Origin of the sequence: Demequina lutea (assembly GCF_013409005.1) — a bacterium.
Classification (GTDB): Bacteria; Actinomycetota; Actinomycetes; order Actinomycetales; family Demequinaceae; genus Demequina; species Demequina lutea.
This window is the reverse complement of sequence record NZ_JACBZO010000001.1, coordinates 948,135-972,952: the sequence shown is the minus strand read 5'-3', so window position 1 is coordinate 972,952 and position 24,818 is coordinate 948,135. Positions and strand designations below refer to the sequence as shown.

At 65.9% G+C, this 24,818-nt stretch carries 20 protein-coding genes; 8 read left to right on the top strand and 12 right to left on the bottom strand.

What is annotated here, in order from left to right; all coding sequences use genetic code 11:
- Nucleotides 1-46 precede the first annotated feature (46 nt).
- Nucleotides 47-2,353 carry a beta-xylosidase/alpha-l-arabinosidase gene (locus BKA03_RS04725; protein ID WP_062076091.1) on the top strand — a complete coding sequence of 769 codons (2,307 nt, stop codon included), beginning with the start codon at nt 47-49 and terminating at the stop codon, nt 2,351-2,353.
- 49 nt (nt 2,354-2,402) lie between these two features.
- Nucleotides 2,403-3,428: a LacI family DNA-binding transcriptional regulator gene (locus BKA03_RS04720; RefSeq protein ID WP_062076090.1), complete on the top strand. Its 1,026-nt coding sequence runs from the start codon at nt 2,403-2,405 to the stop codon at nt 3,426-3,428.
- On the opposite strand, the gene BKA03_RS04715 is transcribed toward BKA03_RS04720, so the two are convergent.
- The 3 genes from BKA03_RS04715 to BKA03_RS15685 all read right to left on the bottom strand — a co-directional run bounded on the left by BKA03_RS04715 (nt 3,425) and on the right by BKA03_RS15685 (nt 6,157).
- Nucleotides 3,425-4,957, bottom strand: coding sequence for an alpha-N-arabinofuranosidase (locus BKA03_RS04715; RefSeq protein ID WP_062076089.1), 1,533 nt, complete (start codon nt 4,955-4,957; stop codon nt 3,425-3,427). The two genes, BKA03_RS04720 and BKA03_RS04715, sit on opposite strands and share 4 nt — an antisense overlap.
- Nucleotides 4,958-5,048: 91 nt before the next feature.
- Nucleotides 5,049-5,993 (bottom strand): 2-hydroxyacid dehydrogenase, encoded by a 945-nt coding sequence (locus BKA03_RS04710; RefSeq protein WP_062076088.1) that lies wholly within the window; start codon nt 5,991-5,993, stop codon nt 5,049-5,051.
- A gap of 26 nt (nt 5,994-6,019) precedes the next feature.
- Nucleotides 6,020-6,157 carry a DUF5605 domain-containing protein gene (locus BKA03_RS15685; protein ID WP_179397704.1) on the bottom strand — a complete coding sequence of 46 codons (138 nt, stop codon included), beginning with the start codon at nt 6,155-6,157 and terminating at the stop codon, nt 6,020-6,022.
- A gap of 354 nt (nt 6,158-6,511) precedes the next feature.
- Here BKA03_RS15685 and BKA03_RS04700 point away from each other — a divergent pair, with 354 nt between their 5' ends.
- Nucleotides 6,512-7,507 (top strand): LacI family DNA-binding transcriptional regulator, encoded by a 996-nt coding sequence (locus BKA03_RS04700; RefSeq protein WP_062076087.1) that lies wholly within the window; start codon nt 6,512-6,514, stop codon nt 7,505-7,507.
- A gap of 117 nt (nt 7,508-7,624) precedes the next feature.
- Here BKA03_RS04700 and xylB read toward each other — a convergent pair whose 3' ends face one another.
- A complete protein-coding gene (gene xylB / locus BKA03_RS04695; RefSeq protein ID WP_062076086.1) occupies nt 7,625-9,046 on the bottom strand; it encodes a xylulokinase in 1,422 nt (473 codons plus the stop codon).
- 92 nt (nt 9,047-9,138) lie between these two features.
- Nucleotides 9,139-10,356: a xylose isomerase gene (xylA, locus tag BKA03_RS04690; protein WP_238579473.1), complete on the bottom strand. Its 1,218-nt coding sequence runs from the start codon at nt 10,354-10,356 to the stop codon at nt 9,139-9,141.
- A gap of 425 nt (nt 10,357-10,781) precedes the next feature.
- On the opposite strand from xylA, the gene chvE reads away from it, so the two are divergent.
- The 4 genes from chvE (at nt 10,782) to BKA03_RS04670 (ending at nt 16,019) form a co-directional block, all read left to right on the top strand.
- On the top strand, nt 10,782-11,921 hold the full coding sequence (gene chvE / locus BKA03_RS04685) for a multiple monosaccharide ABC transporter substrate-binding protein (protein WP_062076085.1): 1,140 nt from the start codon (nt 10,782-10,784) through the stop codon (nt 11,919-11,921).
- 92 nt (nt 11,922-12,013) lie between these two features.
- On the top strand, nt 12,014-13,543 hold the full coding sequence (gene mmsA / locus BKA03_RS04680) for a multiple monosaccharide ABC transporter ATP-binding protein (protein ID WP_179397703.1): 1,530 nt from the start codon (nt 12,014-12,016) through the stop codon (nt 13,541-13,543).
- 2 nt (nt 13,544-13,545) lie between these two features.
- Nucleotides 13,546-14,745, top strand: a complete 1,200-nt coding sequence (mmsB, locus tag BKA03_RS04675) for a multiple monosaccharide ABC transporter permease (RefSeq protein ID WP_062076084.1) — start codon at nt 13,546-13,548, stop codon at nt 14,743-14,745.
- A 71-nt stretch (nt 14,746-14,816) separates the two neighbouring features.
- The gene (locus BKA03_RS04670) at nt 14,817-16,019 is read left to right on the top strand and encodes an ROK family transcriptional regulator (protein WP_062076083.1); all 1,203 of its coding nucleotides are present in this window, start codon (nt 14,817-14,819) and stop codon (nt 16,017-16,019) included.
- A gap of 26 nt (nt 16,020-16,045) precedes the next feature.
- Here the strand turns inward: BKA03_RS04670 and BKA03_RS04665 are convergent, their stop codons facing one another.
- The 7 genes from BKA03_RS04665 to ligA form a co-directional block, all read right to left on the bottom strand.
- On the bottom strand, nt 16,046-16,666 hold the full coding sequence (locus tag BKA03_RS04665) for a polysaccharide deacetylase family protein (protein WP_062076082.1): 621 nt from the start codon (nt 16,664-16,666) through the stop codon (nt 16,046-16,048).
- On the bottom strand, nt 16,666-18,195 hold the full coding sequence (gene gatB / locus BKA03_RS04660; RefSeq protein ID WP_062076081.1) for an Asp-tRNA(Asn)/Glu-tRNA(Gln) amidotransferase subunit GatB: 1,530 nt from the start codon (nt 18,193-18,195) through the stop codon (nt 16,666-16,668). The genes BKA03_RS04665 and gatB overlap by 1 nt, the downstream gene beginning before the upstream one ends.
- Entirely contained in the window at nt 18,192-19,697 is a 1,506-nt protein-coding gene (gatA, locus tag BKA03_RS04655) for an Asp-tRNA(Asn)/Glu-tRNA(Gln) amidotransferase subunit GatA (RefSeq protein WP_062076080.1), read from the bottom strand. The genes gatB and gatA overlap by 4 nt, the downstream gene beginning before the upstream one ends.
- Nucleotides 19,694-19,993 carry an Asp-tRNA(Asn)/Glu-tRNA(Gln) amidotransferase subunit GatC gene (gene gatC, locus BKA03_RS04650; protein WP_062076079.1) on the bottom strand — a complete coding sequence of 100 codons (300 nt, stop codon included), beginning with the start codon at nt 19,991-19,993 and terminating at the stop codon, nt 19,694-19,696. The genes gatA and gatC overlap by 4 nt, the downstream gene beginning before the upstream one ends.
- 10 nt (nt 19,994-20,003) lie before the next feature.
- Nucleotides 20,004-20,579, bottom strand: coding sequence for a GNAT family N-acetyltransferase (locus BKA03_RS04645; protein ID WP_083972048.1), 576 nt, complete (start codon nt 20,577-20,579; stop codon nt 20,004-20,006).
- Nucleotides 20,576-21,400: a helix-hairpin-helix domain-containing protein gene (locus BKA03_RS04640; protein ID WP_062076078.1), complete on the bottom strand. Its 825-nt coding sequence runs from the start codon at nt 21,398-21,400 to the stop codon at nt 20,576-20,578. The genes BKA03_RS04645 and BKA03_RS04640 overlap by 4 nt, the downstream gene beginning before the upstream one ends.
- A 179-nt stretch (nt 21,401-21,579) precedes the next feature.
- Nucleotides 21,580-23,724, bottom strand: coding sequence for an NAD-dependent DNA ligase LigA (gene ligA, locus BKA03_RS04635; RefSeq protein WP_062076077.1), 2,145 nt, complete (start codon nt 23,722-23,724; stop codon nt 21,580-21,582).
- A 90-nt stretch (nt 23,725-23,814) separates the two neighbouring features.
- On the opposite strand from ligA, the gene BKA03_RS04630 reads away from it, so the two are divergent.
- Nucleotides 23,815-24,786, top strand: coding sequence for a serine/threonine dehydratase (locus tag BKA03_RS04630; RefSeq protein WP_062076076.1), 972 nt, complete (start codon nt 23,815-23,817; stop codon nt 24,784-24,786).
- Nucleotides 24,787-24,818: the final 32 nt, after the last annotated feature.

The following is a 24,818-nucleotide window of genomic DNA, read 5'->3' as shown; positions in this document are numbered from 1 at the left end:
CAACGCATCGGCGCGCCCCTACCGCCCAAGAAAGGTAAAAACCACCGTGAACACACCGCATGCGCCCGAAGTGTCGGCACGCGTACGCGAGCTCCACTCGCAGATGACACTTCCCGAGAAGGTCGCCCAGTTGGTGGGCTTCTGGGTCGATCAAGGGAGCGAAATCGTCGCTCCCATGCAGGGTGAAATGGCCGTCTCCTCTCGGTATGAGGACGCCACCGTTCACGGAATAGGGCACCTGACGCGGGTGTACGGAACACGACCTGTCGACCCCATTGAACGGGCCGGCTGGCTCTGGGCCGAACAGCGCCGCTTGGTGGAGCAGACCCGTCTTGGCATCCCCGCGCTCGTCCACGAGGAGTGCCTCACCGGCTTGGCCGCGTGGAAGGCCGCGACGTTCCCGACTCCACTCGCGTGGGGAGCATCCTTCGATCCCGGCCTGGTTGAGACGATGGCGGCGTCCATCGGCGACACGATGCACCAGTTGGGCATCCACCAGGGCCTCGCACCCGTTCTCGATGTGATTCGCGACCCCCGTTGGGGACGGGTCGACGAGTGCATTTCCGAGGATCCGTATGTGGTGGGCGACATTGGCACGGCCTACGTGCGAGGCCTCCAAAGCGAAGGCGTTCACGCCACGCTCAAACACTTCACCGGCTACTCCGGCTCTCAGGCCGGACGCAACCACGCCCCCAACCATGCGGGAAAACGCGAGGTAGCCGACGTCTTCCTGCCTCCGTTTGAGATGGCAGTGAAGCAGGGACACGTGCGTTCCGTCATGAACTCGTACGCCGAGATCGACGGGGTTCCGATGGCCGCCTCTGTCGAGCTACTCACCGAACTCCTTCGCGACACGTGGGGCTTCGATGGTGTTGTCGTTGCCGACTACTTTGCGGTGGCGTTCCTGCAAACGATGCATCGCGTCGCGCCCACCACGTCGGCTGCGGCGGAGCTCGCGCTCGCCGCGGGGATCGATGTCGAATTGCCCTCGGGCGACGCCTACGTCGAATTGCTCGCGGGCGACGGCGAGGCCGCCAAGCGCGCCGAACCGTTCATCGATCGCGCCGTGCTGCGCGTGTTGGCGCAGAAGGAGGAACTCGGGCTGCTCGACGCCCGGTTCGATGCGCCGCCCACCGCGATCGAGATGGACTCCCCCAGGCACCGCGCGATCGCGCTGTCGCTGGCGGAAGAGTCCATCATCTTGCTGAGCAACAACGGCATCCTGCCCTTGGCATCGGCGCCTGGCACGATCGCTCTGATCGGCCCGAACATGGATGACTCGTCGGCGCTCATGGGCTGCTACTCCTTTGCAAACCACGTGCTCGCCCACCACCCCGGGACGCCGTACGGCTTCTCCGTTCCCACGGTCGCCGATGCTCTACGTGCCCAGTTCCCCTCGTCGAACGTGGTCACGGCGGCAGGCTGCGACGTCGAGGGCGACGACAGGTTCGGATTCGCCGAGGCGATCGCCGCGACTCAGGCAGCAGACGTTGCCGTCGTTGCGGTCGGAGACCGTGCCGGGCTCTTCGGTCGAGGAACCGTCGGTGAAGGTAACGACGTCGCGACCCTCAACCTGCCCGGCGTGCAGCGTGAGCTCGTCCTGGAACTCTGCGCGACGGGCACCCCCGTGATCCTGATCATGTTGACCGGGCGGCCGTACGCCCTCGACTGGGCGCTCGACGCGCAGACGATGCCCGCCGCTGTGTTGCAGTCGTTCTTCCCTGGCGAGGAGGGCGCCGCGGCGCTCGCGGCGATTATCTCTGGCGCCACGGCGCCTTCGGGTCGCCTGCCCGTGTCGATGCCCCGTGCCGCCGGGGCTCAGCCCTACTACTATCTGCACCCCGTCTTGGGTGGAAACTCCGAGGTCACTTCGGCGGACTCCAACCCGGTGAGGCCGTTCGGATTCGGACTGACATACACCACGTTCGAGCACAGCGACCTTGAGGTTCCGGCCATCGCGGCGACTCACGAGACGTTGGAGGCGTCCGTGACAGTCACCAACACCGGCGACAGGGCAGGCACCGATGTAGTACAGCTCTACACGGCCCAGCCCTACCGCTCGGTGACGCGCCCCGTGGCCCAGTTGGTCGCGTACGAGCGCGTGAACCTGGAGCCGGGCGAATCGGTCACCGTGACCTTCTCCGTGCCGCCAACTCGGCTCGCATTTTCGGATAAGGAGTACCGCAGGGTGGTTGAACCTGGCCCGGTCGAGTGGTGGGTGGGACCCTCTTGCGAGGAGAAGGAGACGACGGCGGAGCTCATCCTGAGTGGCGCGCCGTACGAACTCACGGGCGATGAGGCGTTGTTCTCGTTGGCAACCGTCTCCAGGACCAGCGTCGTCGTCCCTGGGTGACGGCCATCGCGGCTCAGGGAACAGTCGCGTCTCAGGTAACAATGGTTCCATGACCCCGCAACCGGCCGAGCGCGCCGGGCTCACGATGGCCGATGTGGCCCGGTTGGCGGACGTGTCGGTGATGACAGTTTCCAACGTGGTCAACGACCGCGCGGAGCGCGTCAGCGCCGAGACTCGTCGACGTGTGCAGGCCGTCATCGCCTCGACCGGTTACCGCGTCAACGTGCCCGCGAGGCAACTGCGACAGGGCCGCACCGGGTCGATCGTGCTGGCCGTGCCCGACTTCGCTTCTGCCTACTTTGGCGAACTCGGAGCACGGCTCGCGGAACGCCTTCGACCACACGGCTTTCGCTTGGTCATGGAACTGACGCGGGGCACGCTTGACGACGAGCTCGCCACTCTCAGCAGCCCCCACCTCGACGGTCATGATGCGATCATCTTGTCGATGACCGCGGGGACCGCCAGAGACCTCGCCGACGCCCAGCCCCGCAAGCCCCTCGTCGTCATTGGTGAGCGGTCGGTTCCCCCCGGTTTCGACCACGTGGCGATGGACAACATCGGCGGCGCAAGGCTCGCCACCGACGCACTGCTCGACGCTGGAGCGCGGCGCATTGCCGTCATCGGCGGCCAGCTTGATGGTCCCGAGTCGATGCCGGTGCTGCGCACCCAGGGGTACCGAGACGCCTTGGCCAGCAGGTCGGTGCCGTTGGACGAGAGCCTCGTGGTCGCGGGCGGCGTCGGGCTCGCCGACGGAGAGCGCGCCATCAGGGCCTTGATCAAGGCAGGAGTGAAATTCGACGCGGTGTTCGGCCTGACTGACGCGGCGGCCCTGGGGGCCATGTCGGCGCTCGCTGCAGCGGGACTGAGGATCCCCCACGACGTCAAGGTCGTCGGATGGGACAACACAGAACTCGCGACATACGCCATTCCGCCGCTGAGCAGTGTGGAGCCGGACAACGAGGCGATCGCCGACGGCATCGTCCGGCTGCTGCTACGGCGCCTCGACGATGCCGACGCTCCCGCCGAGACCACCGCTCCCCCCGCCCGGATGGTGCACAGGGAGTCGACGCGCTAGAAGGAAGGCGCGCCCAACTCGAGCTCGATCGTGGCGAACGCGTGAGCCGGCAGACGCACGGCCAGCACTCCATCGACGAGTCCTACGGCGAGCGCAACTGGCGCGACGGCGCTGGGGTTTGCACTGCTGTTGTGCGCCGCGGGACTCTGCCCGCTGAGCACCCTTGCGCGCTGAACACTCGCGCTCACTCCCCTGAGGTCGATGCGGAGATCGAGATCGTCTTCGATCGAACCGTTTGTCAACGAGAGGAGCGCCGTCCCGCCCGAGGTCGACGCGGACATCGAAACGAGGGGGACCTTCTTGTCGCCAACGTCCACCGTGGGTCCATCGAGCACCATCGCGGGCACGTGCGTCGCGCCTTGGTGATTCTTGTTCATCTCGAACACGTGATAGGTCGGGGTGAGGATCAGCCCACCCTCGTCGTCGGTGAGGATCATCGCCTGCAACACGTTCACCGTCTGCGCGATATTGGCCATCGTGAGACGACCGGCGTGACGGTGGAACGCGTCAAAGTGGATGCCCGCCACGAGCGCGTCTCGGACCGTGTTTTGTTGGAACAGGAAGCCGGGGTTGGTGCCTGGCTCGACATTCCACCAGGTCCCCCACTCGTCGCACACGAGGCCCACCCTGCGTTCGGGGTCATAACTGTCCATGACGGCCTCGTGTAGCGAGATGATGCGCTCGATGTCATGCGCATTCGCAAGGGTGCCGTAGAACTGCTCCTGCGTGAACTCGGTGGCCGACTCGGTATTGATTCCGGCGCCAGCGTGGGTGTAATAGTGGAAGGAAACGCCCTGGAAGATGGGCGATTCTGGCTTTATTTGGCAGTCAACGCAAGATACCGCCTGCATCAGCGCTCTGGTCCAACTGAGGTCGTCGTCGGGGGCACCCGCGGCGATGCGATAGAGCGTGTTGTCGCCGTGGTTCCTGAGGAACGTCGAGTAACGACGCGCCTCGTCCGCATAGGCTTCGGGCCGCATGTTGCCGCCGCAGCCCCAGGCCTCATTGCCGATTCCCCAGAAGGGCACCCTCCAGGGCTCGTCGCGTCCATTCGCTCGGCGAAGCCTCGCCATCGGGCTATCGTCGGCGCGCGTGAGGTACTCGACCCACTCGCTCATCTCCTGAACGGTGCCCGATCCCACGTTGCCGTTGACGTAGGGGGCCGCGCCGAGCATCTCGCACAGCAACATGAATTCGTGGGTTCCGAAGGAGTTGTCCTCGACCACGTCTCCCCAGTGCGAGTTGACCATGGTAGGTCGTTCCTGCACCGGGCCGATGCCGTCACGCCAGTGGTACTCGTCGGCAAAGCAACCGCCGGGCCACCGCAGATTGGGAATGTTGAGCGCCTTGAGGGCATCGACGACGTCCTGCCGGATGCCGGCGGTGTTCGGAATGTCGGAGTCCTCGCCCACCCAGAAGCCACCGTAGATGCACCGTCCGAGGTGCTCCGCGAAGTGTCCATAGAGATGGGGGCTGATGGTGTCTCCAGCGACATCGAGATCGACCACAGCGCGTGCAGTGAGAGTCATGATTCCCCTTGGCTAGACCACCGCGCGTCGTCGGCGACCACGGTGGTTTAACGATACACCAGTCGCGACGCGGACGGCCCTGCGAGTCGGTTTACGACGCGCGGACGTCCACGAGGTTGACCGGCCCGCGGCCCTCACGACGGGCATCGATCTGGCTCTTCACCAGGTCCGTGTATCGGCGATTCGTCAGCACTTCGACTCCCGCCACGTGGGGAACGATGATGCACTGCGGTGCCGACCACAGCGGGTGGCCCGTCGGCAACGGCTCGGGATCGGTCACATCGAGCGCCGCGAACAGCCTTTTGGACTCGAGCTCGGCCAGCAAGGCGTCCGTGTCGACCACCATGCCTCGACCCACGTTGATGAGCAACGATCCATCGGGCATCGCGGCCAGGAACGCCGCGTTCACCAGCTTGTCGGTCTCGTCGGTGTGGGGCGTCACGATGATCACGATGTCGAAGGCAGGCAACAGCGTCGGCAGGTCCTCCACGGCATGCACCACCGTCCCGTCCGGTGCCGTGCGCGCCGACCGCGCCACGCCCTCGACATGAACCTCGCTCGCACGGAGCCTGACGCCGATCGCCGCGCCGATGCTTCCGTAGCCGACCACGAGCGCGCGGGAGTCGGCCAGGCTGCGAGTATCGAACTTCGGCTCCCAGGTCTCGCGGCGTTGTGCGTCAAAAAATAGGGGAAGCTGCCTCCTGCTGGCGAGCGCGAGCGCGAGCGTCATCTCCGCCACACGCGAGTCGTGCACGCCTCTCGCATTCGCGAGCGCAACGCCCGCAGGCACGAGCGGCAGGACGTGCTCGAAGCCCGCCGAGGCAATCTGGATCACCTCGAGCCGCGGGCATTGCGCCAGGCGCCCATAGACCGTGCGCCCACCCGAGTAGTGAGCGAGGCACGCAATCGTGATCCGCTCCCGCTCTGCCTCAGGTGGCTCGGATTCCGCGGGATTCCACACGATCACCCTGGCGTCATCACCAACGTCTCCCAAGGCGTCGGCAACGGCCTGATCGGGAACTGAAATGGTCATCATCCCGACAGTCTTCCACTCCGCGAGCGTCAGACGTTCAAGCCGTCGGTCACGCGCACCAGGCGTATCGCCTTGTATTGCCGCGAGGGCAACGGAATCCGGAACGATCCGGAGTACGTGCCCTCCAGGCGCTTCACCTTCATCTTCCACGTGTCGAGGTGCCCCACGGCGTGTACCGCTCGCCGTTCCCGGCATCGTGCGAGAAACGAGGGACCTCGACCGCGGGTATGTAGCACGAGCCGCAGCGGGCTGTCGTTATTCAGGCGGCTGGCCGTCAGCCCTGCACGTGCGATCGGGTCAACCTGGAAGACTCCTTCGTCACGGGGTGAATGGGGCCGCAGTCAGGCGAATCGCCCCGGTCGTCAGGCGGTGTTCCGCATCGCCAGTCCACAGGTCAACTTGTCCCGTCTCGACCACGCAATTGGAGGTGCGGTCAGAGCACGCCGGTCGCGTCGTGGGCACGTCAAACGCGATCGATAACGTTTGCGCAACAAAATCGCCGCACGTGTAGCATTCCTGTCATGGAACCGCAAGGGCGCGTCAAACTCTCCGACGTCGCTGCGCGCGCAGGGGTGTCCGTCGCCACGGTTTCCAAGGTCGTGAACAGCCGCTACGGCGTCGCGAAGCAGACCATTTCGATGGTCGAGGGCATCATCGCCGAGATGGGTTACGTAGGAAATCTCGGCGCATCTGGGCTTCGCGGCCAACGCACCAACGTCGTCGGAATCCTCGTCGCCGAGTTTGAGCCGTACAGCGCGGAGCTCATCAAGGGCGCCGCTCGCGCGACGCGAAACACGAAGTATGACGTGCTGGCATTCTCGGGCGGCGAGGCCCCCGAGTGGGAGCGCCGCTCGTTGGCTCGATTGGGCGGCACGCTCATCGACGCGGCGGTGGTGGTCACCCCCACTGCGCTTGCCACCGCGATCAGCGTTCCCATTGTCGCCATCGACCCTCACTACGGCCCCAACTGGCTACCGACGATCGATTGCGACAGCTTCGGCGGCGGGCGGTCAGCAACGCAGCATCTCATCGAGCTCGGCCACACCCGCATCGCATTTCTTGGGGGTCGCGAGGAACTCGACTCGTCGCAATTGCGCGAGGCAGGCTTCAGGGAGGCCATGCGCCTAGCTGGCATTCAGGTTGCCGAAGAACTGGTCCGCGACTCCCGTTACGACCCCGACGTCGCATACGCGGTGTGCAACGACCTACTGGCGCTTCCCGAGCCGCCCACCGCGGTCTTCGCTGCAAACGACGTGACCGCCATGCGTGTGATCGCCGCTGCTCAAGCGAGGGGCCTCGTTGTTCCGGACGACTTGTCCGTGGTCGGTTTCGACGACATTCCCGATGCCACACTCAGCACCCCTCCCCTCACCACCGTGCGGCAACCGCTTCAGGCAATGGGCGAGGCGGCGATGCGCATGCTGCTCGAGATCCTGGAAGGCAAGGAGCACGTGCAGCACGTGCGGATGGACACGGAATTCGTTGTGAGGGCAAGCACCGCTCCCCCACACGCGTAGCCCACGCCCGCTGAGCGACCGCCGCAGCCGCGGCTCCTGGAGCGTGACGCGGCAGGGGCGGCCACCCCCGCGTCGGGGAATGACCGCCCCGGCCAGAAAATCGCCGATGCTTCTCGCTTACGCGTACAACTGCTCCGTCGCGGCCCGATACTGCTCCCGCACCGCCGGCCTAAGGTCGGGCTCCAGGTGGGTTTCCATGTCGACGGTCCATTGCGGCTTCTCTCCCGTAAGGGACCACGCGGCCTGCACCGTCGCCCCCATTGCCACATACTCGCCGGGCTTGGGAATGTCTATCGGCAGCCCAAAGACCTGTGCCGCGACCTTGCCCACTGCCGGGTTGAAGGCGGCGCCGCCCACCAACAGGACGCGCTTGGCGTCCAGCCCACGCGCGCGCACCGCGTCGACCCCGTCGGCTAGGCCGCAAAGCATGCCCTCGACGTGAGCCCTGGCGATGTTCGCCCTGGTCGACGAGGCCAGGGTAAGGCCCATCAGGCTTGCGGTGGCGTCGGGACGATTGGGAGTCCGCTCGCCCTCGAAATACGGGACCAAGACCACTCCACCGGCGCCCGGCTCCGCCGAGAGCGCGAGTTCAGCCAATGCGTCAAAGTCGACCTGTAGCAGCCTGGTCGCGGAGTCGAGCACCCTCGCGGCGTTGAGCGTCACGACGATCGGCAGGTACTGGCCGGCCGCGTCGGCGAACCCCGCGATGGTGCCCGATGCGTCGGTGACGGGCTCTGGGGTCACGGCGAAAACCGTGCCGGAGGTGCCGAGCGAGACGACCACGTCGCCCTCGCCCGCCCCGAGGCCAAGCGCGGCGCCTGCGTTATCGCCCGCACCCGGCCCGACCACGATTTCCGTGGGTCCATCGATGTGGACCGTTCCCGCACTGCCGTCGGGTGCAATCACCCGCGGAACGATGGCGTCATGTCCGAGCGCGGCCACCAACAACTCGCGGTCGTACTCGCCGGAGGCTGGGCTCCAGTAGCCGGTTCCCGATGCATCGGATCGATCCGTTGTGAGCGCCTCGAGGTCGGGGCCAAGAGGCGATTCGACCGCGGGGCCGTATCCGCGCAAGCGCCACGTGAGCCAGTCGTGAGGGAGCGCCACGGCGGCCACCTTGGCGGCGTTCTCTGGCTCCGCGTCGCGTAGCCAGCGCAGTTTGGTGGACGTGAACGATGCCACGGGGACCAGCCCGGTGCGGCGTACCAGCTCCTCGGCGCCAAACTCGGCGATCAGGTCGCGCGCCGCCTGTGCGGAACGAGTGTCGTTCCACAGGAGTGCCTCGCGGACCACGGTGCCGTCGGACGCGAGCGCGACCATGCCGTGCTGCTGACCGCCCACGCTGATGGCGGCCACATCGGCCAGCCCTCCGGCATCGTCGATCGCGGCCAGCAACGCGGTCCACCAGTGGTCAGGATGAACGGATGTGCCCTCTGGGTGTGAGGCGCGGCCCGTACGGACCACCTCACCCGTGACAAGGTCGCGCACGACGACCTTGCAGCTCTGCGTGGAGGAGTCGACTCCTGCGACGAGCGTCATTGCTGTCTCCCTGGATGTGAGATGGGTGGGGACGTGAAGCCGGCCCGCCGCCAGTGGTCAATCCACGGGCGGCGGGCCGGTATATCGCTTTGCTAGCCGCGCGCGCCCATGAGGTGCTCGGCAGCGAGCTGCTGCAGGCGAACGAAGCCGAAGCCCTTGCCGTCGTAGTACGAGTCGGCGTCGAAGGTCTCGTAGACACTCGTGTTGGCCATGAGGTCCGCCACGGTCTCGTCGGCTCCCATCGTGGTCTGTGCGAGCTGGTCCTGCTTGGTGGCCACAATGGCCTCCTGAACCTCGGGGTCCGCGCGGAAAGCCTTGGCGCGCTCCTTGAGGAGCAGGTACATGCGCATGTTGGCCTTCGCCGAGTCCCACACGCCCGTGATGTCCTCGGTGCGCGACGGCTTGTAGTCGAAGTGACGAGGGCCGCTGTAGGCCTCGCCGCCATCCGGGCCGCCGTTTTCGAGCAGGTCGACGAGCGAGAACGCGTTGTACAGGTCGCCGTGACCGAAGACCATGTCCTGGTCGTACTTGATGCCGCGCTGACCATTGAGGTCAATGTGGAACAACTTGCCGTGGTCGAGCGCCTGAGCGATGCCCGCGGTGAAGTTGAGGCCCGCCATCTGCTCATGGCCGACCTCTGGGTTGAGGCCCACCATCTCGGGGTGGTCGAGCGTGTTGATGAACGCCATGGCGTGACCAACGGTCGGCAGCAGGATGTCGCCGCGGGGCTCGTTCGGCTTGGGCTCGATCGCGAACTTGATGTCGTAGCCCTTGTCGATGACGTACTCGGCAAAGAGGTTCGCTGCCTCACGGTAACGCTGGAGGGCCACGCGGATGTCCTTGGAGAAGTCATATTCGGCGCCCTCGCGGCCGCCCCACATGACGAACGTCTTCGCGCCGAGCTCGGCAGCCAAGTCGAGGTTGCGGAGGATCTTGCGCACCGTGAAGCGACGCACGTCACGGTCGTTTGACGTGACACCGCCGTCCTTGAACATGGGGTGCGAGAACGTGTTGGTGGTGATCATCGGGATCACCATGCCGGTCTCGTCGCACGCCTTCTTGAGGGCGTCGATCGCAGCCCGACGGTCTGCATCCGAGCAGCCGAACGGGAAGAGGTCGTCGTCGTGGAACGTCATGCCGTAGGCGCCGAACTCGGACAGCTTGTGAATTGCTGTCACGGCGCTCACCGGACCGCGGGTGGGGGAACCGAAGGGATCCGCTGCATTCCAGCCGATCGTCCACAGGCCAAACGTGAACCGGTCTTCGGGGGTGGGGGTAAGAGTGGGGGTCATGATGATGACTCCGATCATCGTCGATCAATAGTTGCCATTGCAAACATAATCGTGCCCGAGACCAATGTCAAGACGAAAACGGGCCGTGACTCGTGAACCGGGTCACATTGAAACCGGTCTCTCCGATCGAGCATAGTCACGATCGTGTAACACCTGCCCGTTTGAGGTTTGCACTGACCATCGAACCGGTTATATGTTTGCGGGGTCAACTTAGTGTGACAACTCACGATGCAGAGCCTGACAAAGGAGTGAGGCATGGAACGTGTCATAGCGCTAGCGGTCCTCGGACCGTTTGCCGCGATCGACGTGCCTGCTGAATTCCCCACGAGCACGCCCGCATCGCGCTCACGTCCCGGAACTTGTTCGGCGTAGTCGCCGTGCAAGCCTCCGGGTTCGCGCAACCGCAAAGTGCCTCAAGGCACGCAAGGAAGGGAATTCTGCGCATGAAGAGAAGGAACAAGCTCGCGCTTGTAGCTGGCATCGGCGCCATGGCGCTGTCGCTCGCCGCGTGTTCGTCCGGTGGCACCTCCACCACGACGGCCGCCAGTAATGCACCTGCCACGTCGGCGGCCACCTCGGCCACCTGCAACGTCGGTATCGCAATGCCCACTCGCTCGCTCGAGCGGTGGATCAACGATGGTGAGGGCTTGCAGAAGCTGCTCCAGGCCGACGGCTGCACCGTCGACCTGCAGTACGCAGACAACAAGACCGACCAGCAGATCTCGCAGATCCAGAACATGGTCGCCAACGGTGCGAACTTCCTGGTGATCGCGGCGATCGACGGCACCACGCTCGGCCCGGTACTCGACACCGCGGCCACCGCCGGCGCAAAGGTCATCGCGTACGACCGCCTGATCCTGGGCACGCCGAACGTTGACTACTACGCAACGTTCGACAACTACGGTGTGGGCAAGCTCCAGGGCCAGTACATCGTGGACACCCTCGGCCTGGCCGATGGCAAGGGCCCGTTCAACCTTGAGCCCTTCGCCGGTAGCCCCGACGACAACAACGCCGGATACTTCTTCGCTGGCGCTTGGGACATCCTGAGCCCGTACGTGGACAGCGGCAAGCTCGTTGTTCCTTCGGGCAAGAACCCCAAGACCGACGCTGACTGGAAGGCCATCGGCATCCAGGGTTGGCTCTCTGCCACCGCTCAGTCGGAGATGGACAACCGTCTCGCGTCGTTCTACGCGGGTGGCAAGAAGGTCGATGTGGTGCTCTCACCCAACGACTCTCTCGCACAGGGCATCTCGCAGTCGCTGCAGCTCGCTGGTTACACCGCAGCCGACTTCCCGCTCCTCACGGGCCAGGATGGCGACAAGGCCTCCGTCAAGAACATCCTTGACGGCGTGCAGTCCATGACGGTCTGGAAGGACACCCGTCTTCTCGGCCAGCGCGTCGAAATGATGATCAAGTCCATCATGGCCGGCCAGACCCCCGAGGTGAACGACACCAAGACGTACAACAACGGCGTCAAGGTTGTTCCTTCGTACCTCATCACCCCCGAGGTCGTCACCAAGGACACCGTTAAGTCCAAGCTGATCGACTCCGGCTTCCTCAAGGCCTCTGACGTAGGCCTGTAGTCCTCAGGCTCAGGCCTGAAACTCACCAAAGATGCGGTGGTGGCAGTCGGCAACGGCGGCCACCACCGCCTCCTACGACAGGAAGGATTACCGTGTCTGATGTGATCTTGAGGATGAAAGACATCGTCAAGGAGTTTTCGGGCGTTCGCGCCCTCGATGGCGTGTCTTTGGACGTCACCCGTGGCGAGGTGCATGGCATTTGCGGTGAGAACGGTGCGGGCAAGTCCACCCTCATGAAGGTGCTTTCGGGCGTTTACCCCCACGGCCACTTTGAAGGCGAGATTGAGTTTGATGGCGAGCCTGCCCAGTTCGGGTCGATCAACGACTCCGAGGCCGCGGGAATCGTCATCATCCACCAGGAGCTTGCCCTCTCTCCCTACCTGTCGATTGCAGAGAACATCTTTCTCGGCAATGAACGCGCATCGCGCGGCGTCATCGACTGGCACGAGACCAACCTGCAGGCCAAGACGCTTCTAGACCGCGTTGGCCTGCGTGACAAGGTCACGACCCCCGTCCTCCAGCTTGGAGTCGGCAAGCAACAACTTGTCGAGATTGCCAAGGCACTGTCGAAGGACGTCAAACTTCTCATTCTCGACGAGCCCACCGCCGCCCTCAACGACGATGACTCGGCACATCTGCTCAACCTCATCAGGCGACTTCGTGACGAGGGCATCACCTCGATCATCATCTCCCACAAGCTGGCGGAGATCCGGGCGATCGCTGACACCATCACTGTTATCCGTGACGGCCACACCGTTGATGGTTTCACCATGGACGACAAGGACAACTCGGAGGGGCGACTCATCAAGTCGATGGTCGGCCGCCCGCTGAACAACCTGTTCCCGCCACGCACCAAGAACATCGGCGAAGAGATCTTCCGGGTGGAAAACTGGAACGCCTTCCACCCGGTCGACACCCACCGTCAGGTCGTGAAGGACGCCTCCTTCTTCGTCCGCGCGGGCGAGATCGTCGGGTTTGCCGGCCTCATGGGCGCCGGGCGCACCGAATTGGCCATGAGCATCTTCGGCCGCCAATACGGCACAAAGATCTCGGGAACCGTGTACCGCCGCGGCGAGCAGATTCTCACCCGTTCGGTCGACGAGGCCATCGCAAACGGCATCGCGTACGTCACCGAGGACCGCAAGCGCTACGGGCTCAACCTCCTCTGGTCCATCGCGGCGAACATCACGGGGGCGAACCTGGCCGGTGTCTCCAAGTACGGAGTCATCGACCTTCACCGTGAAGTCGCCGTTGCGGAGGAATACCGGGAAGCGCTCAACATCAAGACGGATACGGTGACGCGTTTCACCGGCACCCTCTCGGGCGGCAATCAGCAGAAGGTCGTCCTGTCAAAATGGCTCAACACTGCACCCGATATTCTCATCCTCGACGAACCCACTCGGGGCGTCGACGTGGGCGCAAAATACGAGATCTACGGAATCATCAACGAGCTCGCCGCACAGGGCAAGGCGATCATTGTGATCTCCTCGGAACTTCCCGAGCTACTCGGTCTGAGCGATCGCATCTACACGATCGCCGAGGGCCGCATTACGGGTGACTTGCCTCGTGAAGAGGCGACTCAAGAACGACTCATGCAACTGATGACAGTGGGAGAAAACTAGAGATGTCCGAGGCACCGACCTTGACCGCGACGCCGAAGAAGCGTCAAACGCTCAACATTAACGTCCGCGACTACGCGCTCTTAGGTGCGCTCATCGCGATCGTCCTCTTCTTCCAGGTCGCGACTCACGGAAAGCTCCTGCTTCCCGCGAACGTGAACAACCTGATCAGCCAGAACGCCTACGTCGTCATCCTGGCAATCGGCATGGTCATGGTCATCATCGCCGGACACATCGACCTGTCGGTCGGCTCGCTCGTCGCGATGATCGGCGCCGTGTCTGCCATCGCCATTCAGTATTGGCATCAACCCGTGTGGGTCGCGATCTTGCTCTCGCTCGCGCTCGGCGCAGTTGTTGGCGCTTGGCAAGGCTTCTGGGTGGCGTTCGTCAAGGTACCTGGGTTCATCGTGACGCTCGCCGGAATGCTCATCTTCCGTGGTCTCGCCATCGTGTTCTTGACGGGCGGCACCATCGGCGGCCTGCCCAACAGCTACGTGGCGATCGGCGCTCGCTGGGTGCCCGCGTGGTTCGGCAAGGCAGACAAGCTTGACGTCTTGACCCTCGTGATCGGCGTGGCCGCAGCGACTGGCTACGTCGTGAGCCAACTCGCGTCACGACGCAAGCTCATGGTCAGGGACCTTCCCCACGAGTCGTCTCCCGTCTTCTTCACGAAGATGGCGCTCGTCGTGGTCGCCATGCTGTACTTCGCGCTCCTCCTTGCGAAGCACAACGGAACCCCCTACGTGCTCATCCTGCTCGGCGTGCTTGTGCTGACCTACACGTTCGTTCTCAACCGCACGGTGTTCGGTCGCCACATCTACGCCATGGGTGGAAACCGCTTCGCCGCCATGATGTCCGGCGTCAAGACCAAGTGGGTCGACTTCTTCATCTTCGTGAACATCGGCACCCTTGCCGCGGTGGCCGCGATCGTCACGACGTCGCGCGCTGGAGCCGCCCAGTCGGCGGCGGGCACGTGGTACGAGTTGGACGCCATCGCATCGGTGTTCATCGGTGGAGCAGCCGTCTCAGGTGGTGTGGGTAAGATCTCCGGCGCCGTGATTGGCGCGCTCGTGATGGGTGTGCTCAACCAGGGCCTGTCGATCATGAACGTCGACTCCGCATGGCAGCAGGTCGTGAAGGGCCTCGTGCTTCTCTTTGCTGTTGCATTCGACGTCATCAACAGGCGTCGCTCCGGCTCGTCCTGATCAAACGCGAGGAACGCGCCATCGCCGAGAGCACCGACTCATTCGGGGTAAACAAAGACACCCCGACGGCGATGGCGCGCACCCTCGCGCCCGGTCGAGGCAGTCGTCTCGACGCCACGCGGCGGCACAATCTGTCGACCATTCTGACGACGGCCCACCATCACCCTGGAGTATCGAGGGCGGAACTCACCCGCCTGAGCGGCCTGAATCGCTCGACGGTAGGAGCGCTCGTCGCGGAGTTGAGTGAGCTGAAGCTTGTGCGGGAGGTGGCCCCTGCGGAGCACTCCTCCCGGGGACGCCCCAGCCCTCACATCTACCCGCGTGCCGAGGTGACCGCCCTCGCCATCAATCCCGATTACGACGCCGTCGTCATCGGCCTTGTGGGACTCGGCGGCACGGTGCACCAACGGGAGCGACACCCCTGGAAGGGCACGCCCTCCGTCGCGGAGACCGTCCAGGTCGCGACCTCCGCGCTCGAAAGACTTCGTCGCGACACGAAGCCGACGCCGTGGGTGATTGCGGCGGGGGTTGCGGTTCCCGCGCTCGTGCGCTCCGACGACTCATCGATCGTCCGCGCGGTCCACCTTGACTGGACCGAAGAGCCCCTTGGCGAAATGCTCGCCGCAGCACTGGATTTGCCCGTCGTCGTAAGGAACGACGCCCGCGTCGCGACGATTGCGGAGACCGTCTTCGGCGCCGGGCGAGGAGTGCGCGACCTCGTCTACCTCAACGGCTCTCCTTCCGGGGTCGGCGGTGGGGCCATCGTGGATGGCGTCACCCTCAGGGGCCAGGACGGTTTCGGCGGCGAGATGGGGCACACCGCCGTCGCTGGCGGACGCGAGCAATGCCACTGTGGCCGACGAGGCTGCCTCGAAACGGAGGTGAGCCTCGTGCGGCTGCTGGCTGCGCTTGGCCGCGAGTCGGTGGACCCCCGAGACCTCGACGACGAGCTCTCCCGGGCTGCGGCAAACCCGACGGTCCGCGCAGAAATCCAGCGACAGATGACTGTCCTAGCAGGTGCGATCGGCAACTTCATCTCGATCTTCAACCCAGAGCTCGTGATTCTCGGCGGATTTCTCGGCTCGCTGTACACCGCCGCGCCACAGATGCTCGATTCCGCTGTCGCCCGTGATTCCTTCGCTCAGATCTCGGCGAGCGCGCGCATCGAGCGGGCCCAACTCGGCTCTCGCCTTCTGCTTGTCGGCGCCGCGGAACTCGCGTTCTTGCCGCTGTTGAGGGACCCCGCCGCGCACGCCCAGCCCGTCCCCAAGTAGCCGCTTAGCGCCGGCCCTGCGAGTGGCTACTCGGCCCCGAGCGGCAAGGTGAAGCGCCACCCTTGCGCCAACTTCTCATCGACTACGCGCAATGCGGCGGCCACCGAGCCAGCACGGTCTCCCCCGCCGTCGTGCACCAAGACGAGTTCGCCGGGAGTCATGACGGCGCTCAGGCGCTCCGCCAGAAGGTCCGCGTCCTGATCGATCCAGTCCTGGATCACGTTGGTCACGTCGAGCGGTTGCATTCCAAGTTCGACCGCGACCCCGGCGGTCACGCCCCAGTTGCCGTTGGGCGCGCGCCAGAATGGCACCCGTGCGTCGGAGTCCCCGAGCGCCTCGCGAATGATGGCCAGGTTTGCCTGCATGTCCGCACGCACGGCGTCGGCACCCCAGTTCCCCATGTCGGCAAAGGACGTCGAGTGGTTACACAGCACGTGGCCCTCGGCGACGGTGCGTCGCAATAGGTCGGCGCCACCGGGTGCGGCAATCTGTTCGCCAATGACCGCAAACACCGCCGTGATCCCGCGCTCGCGGAGCGCGTCGAGCAGCGCGGCGGTGTCCTTGCCGTTCGGACCGTCATCGAACGTGAGGGCACACACGAGCCCCTCGCCTGCTGCGGCCTTCACCGGCGTGGTGACGGGAGCCATTAGCCCTCGACGCCCGCCCTTGCCAGGATGATCTCGCGAACCCGCGCGGCGTCGGCCTGGCCCTTGGTGGCCTTCATGACCGCACCGACGATCGCGCCGGCGGCCTGAAGCTTGCCCTCGCGAATCTTGTCGAGCACCTCTGGCTGCGAGGCGAGAGCCTCGTCGACGGCCGCCTCAAGGGCCGAGTCGTCCGAGACCACCACGAGTCCACGGGCCGCCACGACTGCGGCGGGTGATCCCTCGCCCGCGAGCGTGCCCTCGAGGGCCTGGCGCGCGAGTTTGTCGTTGATCGTTCCGGCGTCGATGAGGCCCTGGAGTTCGGCAATATCGGCAGGCGTCACCGGCATGTCTCCCAGGCTGATGTCGCGCTCGTTGGCGACGCGCGCGAGCTCGCCCATCCACCACTTGCGAGCGGCCTGCGGCGTGGTGCCCGCGGCGACCGTGTCGGCGATGAAGTCGAGCGCATCGGCCGCTACGACGTCGCGCATTTCGAGGTCCGCGAAGCCCCAATCGGCCTGCAGGCGAGCGCGCATCTTGGCCGGGTGCTCGGGAATGGTGGCCCTGAGCTCCTCGACCCACTCGCGCGAGGGCTCGACCGGGAGAAGGTCGGGCTCGGGGAAGTAACGGTAGTCCTCGGCCTCCTCCTTGGAGCGACCCGGCGTGGTCGAGGACGTGTCCTCGTGCCAGAAGCGCGTCTCCTGCACCACGGGCTCGCCCGCGAGCAACAGCGCCGCCTGGCGGCCAGCCTCGTAGTGAATCGAGCGCTCGACGGCGCGCAACGAGTTGACGTTCTTGGTCTCGCTTCGCTTGCCGAACTTGATCGCGCTCTGATCCTCGCCCGGCCCGGCCTTGGCGCGCAGCGACAGGTTCACGTCGGCACGCAGGCGACCCTGCTCCATGCGGCCGTCGGAGATGCCGAGCGCCCTGACGATGTCGCGGATCGTCGCGACATACGCGCGGGCGACCTCGGCGGTGCGGATACCCATGCCCTCGATCGGCTTGGTGACGATCTCCACGAGCGGCACGCCGCCGCGGTTGTAGTCGACGAGCGAATAGTCCGCACCCTGGATGCCGCCGCTGCCGCCCACGTGGGTGTTCTTGCCCGCATCCTCTTCCATGTGCGCGCGCTCGATGCCGATGGTCACGACCGTGCCGTCGTCGAGCACGACGTCGAGGGAGCCCTCGTACGAGGTGGGCTCGTCGTACTGGGAGATCTGGTAGTCCTTCGCCAGGTCGGGGTAGAAGTAGTTCTTGCGCGCGAAGCGGCTCGACTCGCGAATCGAGCAGCCCAGCGAGAGCCCCAGTCGGATGGCCGACTCGACCGCCTTCTCGTTGACGACGGGCATCGACCCTGGTAGACCGAGACATACGGGGCACACCTGGGTGTTTGCCTCGTTGCCAAAGGTGTTCTCGCAACCGCAGAACATCTTGGTCTTGGTGTTGAGTTCGACGTGGACCTCGATGCCGAAGACTGGGTCGAAGCTCTCCATCGCGTCGTCGTAACCGACGAGGTGTGCGGCGGCACTCATCGCGTCACCTCCAGCTCGGGGGCCAGCGAGGCCAAGGAGCCTCCCCATTGCGCGACAAGCGCCTTCTCGAGCGCCGCGCCGACGCGGTACAGGCGGGCGTCCTCGTGCGCGGGGGCGATGATTTGGAAGCCGACGGGCAGGCCATCCTCGGGCGCCGTGCCCGAGGGAAGAGACATCGCGGGAATCCCCGCGAGGTTCACGGGGATCGTCGCGACGTCCTGCAGGTACATCGACAGCGGGTCGTTCAGCTTCTCCCCCAACTTGAACGGCGTCGTGGGAGCCGTGGGCGACACGAGGACGTCGGCCAGTTCGAATGCCGCGGCGAAGTCGCGCTGAATGAGCGTGCGCACCTTCTGAGCCGAGCCGTAATACGCGTCGTAATAGCCGGCCGACAGGGCGTAGGTGCCCAGGATGATGCGGCGCTTGACCTCGTCACCAAAACCCTCGGCGCGCGTGGCGAGCATCGTCTTCTCGATCGTGTCCCTCTCGACGCGCTTGCCGAAGCGCACCGAGTCGAACTTGGCCAGGTTGCTCGAGGCCTCCGACGGGAGGATCAGGTAGTACGCGGCGAGCGCGTACTTGAACGACGGGCAACTCACCTCGACAATCTCGGCGCCCAAGGCACGCAGGTGATCGAGTGACTCGGCGAAGCGCTGGCGAACACCGGCCTGATAGCCATCGCCGCCAAGCTCCTTCACCACGCCGATGCGTACCCCCGCCAGTCCGTTTTCGCGGCCGTCGCGGGCGGCGGCCAGGCACGCAGGCACGGGCTCGTCGAGGCTGGTGGCGTCCATCGGGTCGTGACCGCCCATGACCTCGTGCAGCGCCGCGGTGTCCTCCACGGTGCGGCCGCACGGGCCGAGCTGGTCGAGGGAAGACGCGAGGGCGATCGCACCATAGCGACTCACCCCGCCGTAGGTGGGTTTGACGCCCACTGTGGCGGTGACGGCGGCGGGCTGGCGGATCGAGCCGCCGGTGTCCGAGCCGATCGCGAGCGGAGCCTCGAAGGCGGCGATCGCAGCGGCCGATCCGCCGCCAGAGCCACCGGGGATGCGGTCCAGGTCCCACGGGTTGTGCGTGGGACCATAGCCGCTGTGCTCGGTGGAGGAACCCATCGCGAACTCGTCCATGTTGGTCTTGCCAAGAATGGGCATGCGCGCGGCCTTGAGCTTCGTGATCACCGTGGCGTCATAAGGAGGAATCCAGCCCTCGAGGATGCGAGAGCCGGCGGTGGTCGGCAGGCCCTTGGTGACGACGAGGTCCTTGACGGCGACGGGAACACCCGCAAGAAACGGCATGTCGACGCCGGCGGCGCGGTCGGCGTCCACTGCTGCGGCGGTCGCGAGCGCGCCCTCCGCGTCAACGTGCAGGAATGCGTGCACGGGACCATCGACGGCGGCGATGCGATCCAGGTGGGCCTGGGTGAGCGCCACGGAGGAAACAGCCCCCGATCGCAGGGCCTCGGCCATCTCAACCGCGGTGGAGCGGGTCCAGTCGGTCATGCTTCCTCCCCCAGGATGCGCGGCACACGGAATCGGCCGTCCTCGGCGTCGGGAGCCCCAGAGAGCACCTCGGCCTGAGTGAGAGACGGTCGCACCACGTCGGGGCGGTGCACGTTGCTCATGGGGATCGGGTGGGAGGTGGCGGGGACGTCGGCGGCCGCGACTTCGGCCACGAGCGCGACGGCGTCGACGATGGCGGCCAGTTGTCCTGACAGCCTGTCGAGGTCCTCGTCGGTCATGTCGATGCGCGCAAGTGCGGCCAGTCGCGCGACGTCTGCGCGGCTGAGTGTGGACATGCGCCCGAGTCTACTGGGCGGGCTCCCACGAATAGCCCAGCAGCTTCACGCCGTCCTGGGCGCAACTCGGGTCTTCGGCCAGGTTCACCTGCGACACGGAGCCGTCGGGGTTGTCGACCACCACCCAGTCGAGGTCCTCGCGCCGCAGGAAGCCGATCCGCTCATACAGCCGGTGGGCGGCATGCATCGTGTCCATCGTCGACAGGACCACACGGCGGGCACCGCGCTCCACGGCCATGTCGAGCGCGGCACGGGTCAGTTCCCCACCGATGCCGCGACCGCGTTCCATGGGAGACACGGCGAGCATCCTCAGCTCGAACTCATCGCGCTGAGCAAGTTCCGCGAATTTGGAACCTGGGGGTACAAGGGTGAGCGTGCCTACGATCTTGCCCTCTCCCGCACCTCCATCGAAGATCGCCAGAAGCAGGGCGTGCTCCGCGCGGGCCGAGGCGTCACGCAATTGCGGGACGTAGGGGTGGGCGTTGTCGATCAGCCCATCCGCCAGATAGGCAAGTGCTGTGAGTTCGCCAATCTCTTGGAGCCGGCCCAGTTCGGACGGTTCCACGACGCGTACCGCTAAAGTCATCGGCCACCCTTCAGTTTGTCGGTCAGTGCCTTGAACTCTGCCCACTTGCCATCGGCCAAGAGGCTAGCCTGCCTTGGCCACGAACCCGGGTTGTGGACCTTGTAGCGCGGCCCGGCCGCGTCCAGAACGCCCTGCAGGCGTTCGACATTTGCCTTGGAAAGCTCACGCCACGAGGTGATGCCGTCCGCCTTGAACAGAGTCTCGATTCTGGGCCCGATGCCCTCGATGAGCTTGAGGTCGTCGAGCTTGACCGTCACGCCTAGCGCGGTCTTCGCCACCGCCAGGTCGAGCACTGCGGCCTTCGCGGCCTGCTTGGTGGACGCCTGCCTACGGCGAGCTGGCTTGGCGGCTGGCGCGGTGGCGGCTAACACCCTGGCGGCGGCTGGCGCGGTGGCGGCTAACACCCTGGCGGCGGCTGGCGCGGTGGCGGCTAACACCCTGGCGGCGGCTGGCGCGGTGGCGGCTAACACCCTGGCGGCGGTCTTCTTGGCGGGGACAACGACCGTCGCGGGCGCGCTCGCCGCGAGCGCTGAGACCCCGAGCGCTGAGACCCCGAGCGCTGAGATCCCGAGCGCGGAGACCCCAATGGCGGAGACCCGAACGGCTGAGACCCCCACGGCGGCGGGTGTCAGCGGTGCCAGGCTGCGGTCCTCTAGATGGGCCTCATACTGGGCCTCGAGCGCGGCGATCCGCGTCGTATCGGTACTGCCCGCCGTGGCATGCGCACGCGACGGACGCCGCCTCACGAAGTACCCGATCGCGAGACCGAGCAGGAACGCGAGCAGGAGCCACAGCCAGGCCTCGCGTAGTGATGCACCCATGGGGAATTCTTACCTTTCCATCGAGACGAGCCCGATCCGGCGGTTCGTGGTGCGTCCGTCGGCGGTGTCTTTAGTCAAAGTGGGGGTTGCCTTGGTGATCGTGGTTCTCAATGTACGTCGTTGCCAGCGCGCCGCGCCAGAGCAGATGCGGGCCGGTTTCCTCGACTTGTCGGCATACCCTACAGGGGATGCGCGGGGCTCTCGACCGTCACACTTCCATCCGCAAGCAGCGCCTCGAATGCCACCTCATCGAGCACCGGAACCCCCAGTTCTTCCGCCTTCGCGGCCTTGCTACCCGCATTTGCTCCGACCACCACGTAGTGCGTGTTCTTGGACACGGACGACGCCGCCTTGCCCCCGTGGGAGATGATCGCCTCCTTGACGCCATCCCTCGTGAACCTCTCGAGGGAGCCCGTCGCGACGACCGTGAGGCCGGCCAAGGTCTGCGGAATTGACTCGTCCTTTTCGTCCTCCATGCGCACTCCTGCGGCGGCCCACGCGTCGACGATGTCGACGTGCCACTGCTCGGAAAACCACGTCTTGACGGCGTCGGCGATGATGGGGCCCACGCCGTCGACGCTCGCAAGTTCGACATCGGTCGCACCCCTGATCGCGTCCATTGAACCGAAAGAACCCGCGAGCGCACGCGACGCCGTCGGGCCCACATGCCTGATGCTCAGCCCCAAGAGCACGCGCCACAGCGGCTGGGTGCGAGCCTTCGCCAACTCGTCGAGAAGCTTCGAGGCGTTGCGCGTGAGATCTCCTGCCTGCCGCGGCTCCTCCCCCGCCGCCCGCTGGGCCTTGCTGACCTTCTCGTCCACGTCGAGCGTGAAGAGCGTCGCGCGCTTGAGTGCGTCTTCGCCGATGTCGAACAGACCCGCCTCGTTGACCAACACCCCGGCCTCGATCATGGCGGCGGCGGCCTTCTCGCCGAGCACCTCAACATCGAGCACTCCGCGCGATCCTATGAACGCAATGCGGTCGATGATCTGCGCGGGGCACGACTGGGCGTTGGGGCAACGCATGTCCTTGTCGCCCTCCTTCTGCTCCACCAGCTCCGTGGCGCACGAGGGGCACACCGTGGGCGGAACCCACGCGAGCTCGGTGCCGGTGCGTGCCGCGACGACGGGCCCCACGATCTCGGGGATCACGTCGCCCGCCTTGCGCAGCACCACCGTGTCCCCGATCAGGACCCCCTTGCGCACCACCTCGTGGAAGTTGTGGAGGGTCGCGTACGTCACGGTGGATCCGGCGACCGTCACCGGCGTCATCACGCCGTAAGGCGTCACGCGTCCCGTCCTGCCGACCCCGACCTCAATGCGCTCCAGCGTCGTGTGCACCTCTTCCGGAGGGAACTTGTACGCGATCGCCCACCGCGGCGCCCTGCTGGTCGAGCCCAGTTCGGCCTGAACCGCGCGGTCGTCTACCTTGAGCACCGCGCCATCGATCTCGTGCGTGAGCGAGTGCCGCTTCGCCTCCAGGTCCCGCAGATAGCCCTCGACCTCGCCGACGCCGTTGACCACCTTGGCGTGCTCGCTTACCGGCAGACCCCAGTCACGTAGTACCTGATAAATACCGTGTTGCGTCTCGATTCTTTCGTCGGCAGACGCATCGCCCCAGTCCAGGATGCCCAGCGCGTAGGCGGTCAGGGCCAGGGGCCGCTTGGCGGTGACGGAGGCGTCCTTCTGCCGTAGCGATCCCGCCGCCGTGTTGCGCGGGTTGGCGTACGGCGCCTTGCCCTCAGCCAGCAGATCCTCGTTGAGGCGCTCAAAGTCCTTGACAGGCAGGAACACCTCGCCCCTGATCTCCACGAGAGCGGGAACCACGCCGGCGAGCGTCTCCGGCACGGCCGAAATCGTGCGCACGTTGGCGGTGACCACCTCGCCCGTGGTGCCGTCGCCGCGCGTCAGCGCTCGCTCCAGCACCCCGTCCACGTAGGTGAGCGAGATCGACAGGCCGTCGATCTTGGGCTCACACACCACCGGCTGCGGCCCTGCGTCCTTTGTCACGCGCTCAAACCACGCCGCCACATCGTCGATCGAGAACGCGTTGTCGAGGCTCATCATGCGTTCGCGGTGACGCTCCGAGGCGAATCCCGTCTGGCCGCCGGCGCTTCCCACTGTCTGCGTGGGAGACTCCGGCTCGATCAGTTCGGGAAACCGAGCCTCGATGTCGCGGGCCTCGCGCTCGAGGGCGTCGTATTCGCCATCCGAAACCGTGGGGGCGTCGTCGCCGTAGTAGCGGGCCCGATGCTCCTCGATCTCCTGCACCAAGGCGGCATGGCGTGCACGAGCGGCGGTAGCGGCGGCGGGGGCTTCAGTCACTCCCCCATTCCACCACGCGCCTGTGACGCACGGACCTGTGACGCACGGACCTGTGACGCGCCCATCGGCACGAGGAGAGACACTGGAGGGGTGAATGACATTCTGGTTCCCACTCCCGCCCAGATCGAGGCCGCCGCCGTGGCGATCAAGCCGCACGTGAGGCGCACGCCCATCATCGAGATCGGCGGTCACAACCTGGGCCTCGACGCGACGCTCGTGTTCAAGCTCGAATACCTCCAGGTCACGGGGGCGTTCAAGGCGCGCGGAGCGGTGCACTACGTCGCGACCCAAGAGATTGCCCCCACGGGCATCGTTGCCGCATCGGGCGGAAACCACGGCGCGGCCGTCGCTTATGCGGCGCAGCGCTTTGGCCACGAGGCCCACATCTTTGTGCCCACCACCGCCAACCCCTCCAAGGTCGAGCGACTCATCCAACTCGGCGCACACGTGCACCGCGTGGGGGCCACCTATCCCGAGGCTCGTGAGGCCTCATACGCATACCTTTCCGAGCACGCCGCGACCACGATCGAAGCCTTCGACGACCCGGTGGTCATGGCGGGCGCGGCCACCGTGGCGCGGGAGTTCGAGGCCGACGGCGTGGGCGAGGATGGACGGCCGCTCGACGCGATGCTCGTCGCGGTGGGCGGCGGCGGCCTCGCGGGAGGAGCTGCCGCGTGGTGCCAGGACAGGATCCGCATCATCGGCTGCGAGACCGTCGGCACGTCGTCCTACGCCGCGTCGCTCGAGGCAGGCGAGCCCACCTCCGTGCCCATCTCCGGAGTCGCCGCCGACCACTTGGGCGCCCAGATCGGCCGCTACCCGTGGGCGGCACTGTCCGCGCACCACGTGGAGTCGGCCGTCGTGACGGACGAGGAGGTTCTCGATGCCCAATCCCGCTTGTGGCGCCTGTTGCGGGTCGTGGTCGAGCCGGGGGTTGCCGCCCCCTTCGCCGCACTCCTCACGGGAAGGTGGGTGCCGGAACCCGGTGCCCGCATCGGCGTCGTCCTGTGTGGTGCGAACGTCGTCAACCCCACGCTCGCGCCTGCCGAGGTGCTCGCCTAGACGCTCCCGCCTCGTGGGCTCGCCCGGTGCCG

Bases quoted from the DNA above. Each gene is read 5' to 3' on its own strand.
- BKA03_RS04720 (WP_062076090.1), top strand. From the start codon at position 2,403: ATGACCCCGCAACCGGCCGAGCGCGCCGGGCTCACGATGGCCGATGTG.
- BKA03_RS04715 (WP_062076089.1), bottom strand. From the start codon at position 4,957: ATGACTCTCACTGCACGCGCTGTGGTCGATCTCGATGTCGCTGGAGAC.
- BKA03_RS04710 (WP_062076088.1), bottom strand. From the start codon at position 5,993: ATGATGACCATTTCAGTTCCCGATCAGGCCGTTGCCGACGCCTTGGGA.
- BKA03_RS04700 (WP_062076087.1), top strand. From the start codon at position 6,512: ATGGAACCGCAAGGGCGCGTCAAACTCTCCGACGTCGCTGCGCGCGCA.
- xylB (WP_062076086.1), bottom strand. From the start codon at position 9,046: ATGACGCTCGTCGCAGGAGTCGACTCCTCCACGCAGAGCTGCAAGGTC.
- xylA (WP_238579473.1), bottom strand. From the start codon at position 10,356: ATGATCGGAGTCATCATCATGACCCCCACTCTTACCCCCACCCCCGAA.
- chvE (WP_062076085.1), top strand. From the start codon at position 10,782: ATGAAGAGAAGGAACAAGCTCGCGCTTGTAGCTGGCATCGGCGCCATG.
- mmsB (WP_062076084.1), top strand. From the start codon at position 13,546: ATGTCCGAGGCACCGACCTTGACCGCGACGCCGAAGAAGCGTCAAACG.
- BKA03_RS04670 (WP_062076083.1), top strand. From the start codon at position 14,817: ATGGCGCGCACCCTCGCGCCCGGTCGAGGCAGTCGTCTCGACGCCACG.
- BKA03_RS04665 (WP_062076082.1), bottom strand. From the start codon at position 16,666: ATGGCTCCCGTCACCACGCCGGTGAAGGCCGCAGCAGGCGAGGGGCTC.
- gatB (WP_062076081.1), bottom strand. From the start codon at position 18,195: ATGAGTGCCGCCGCACACCTCGTCGGTTACGACGACGCGATGGAGAGC.
- gatA (WP_062076080.1), bottom strand. From the start codon at position 19,697: ATGACCGACTGGACCCGCTCCACCGCGGTTGAGATGGCCGAGGCCCTG.
- gatC (WP_062076079.1), bottom strand. From the start codon at position 19,993: ATGTCCACACTCAGCCGCGCAGACGTCGCGCGACTGGCCGCACTTGCG.
- BKA03_RS04645 (WP_083972048.1), bottom strand. From the start codon at position 20,579: ATGACTTTAGCGGTACGCGTCGTGGAACCGTCCGAACTGGGCCGGCTC.
- BKA03_RS04640 (WP_062076078.1), bottom strand. From the start codon at position 21,400: ATGGGTGCATCACTACGCGAGGCCTGGCTGTGGCTCCTGCTCGCGTTC.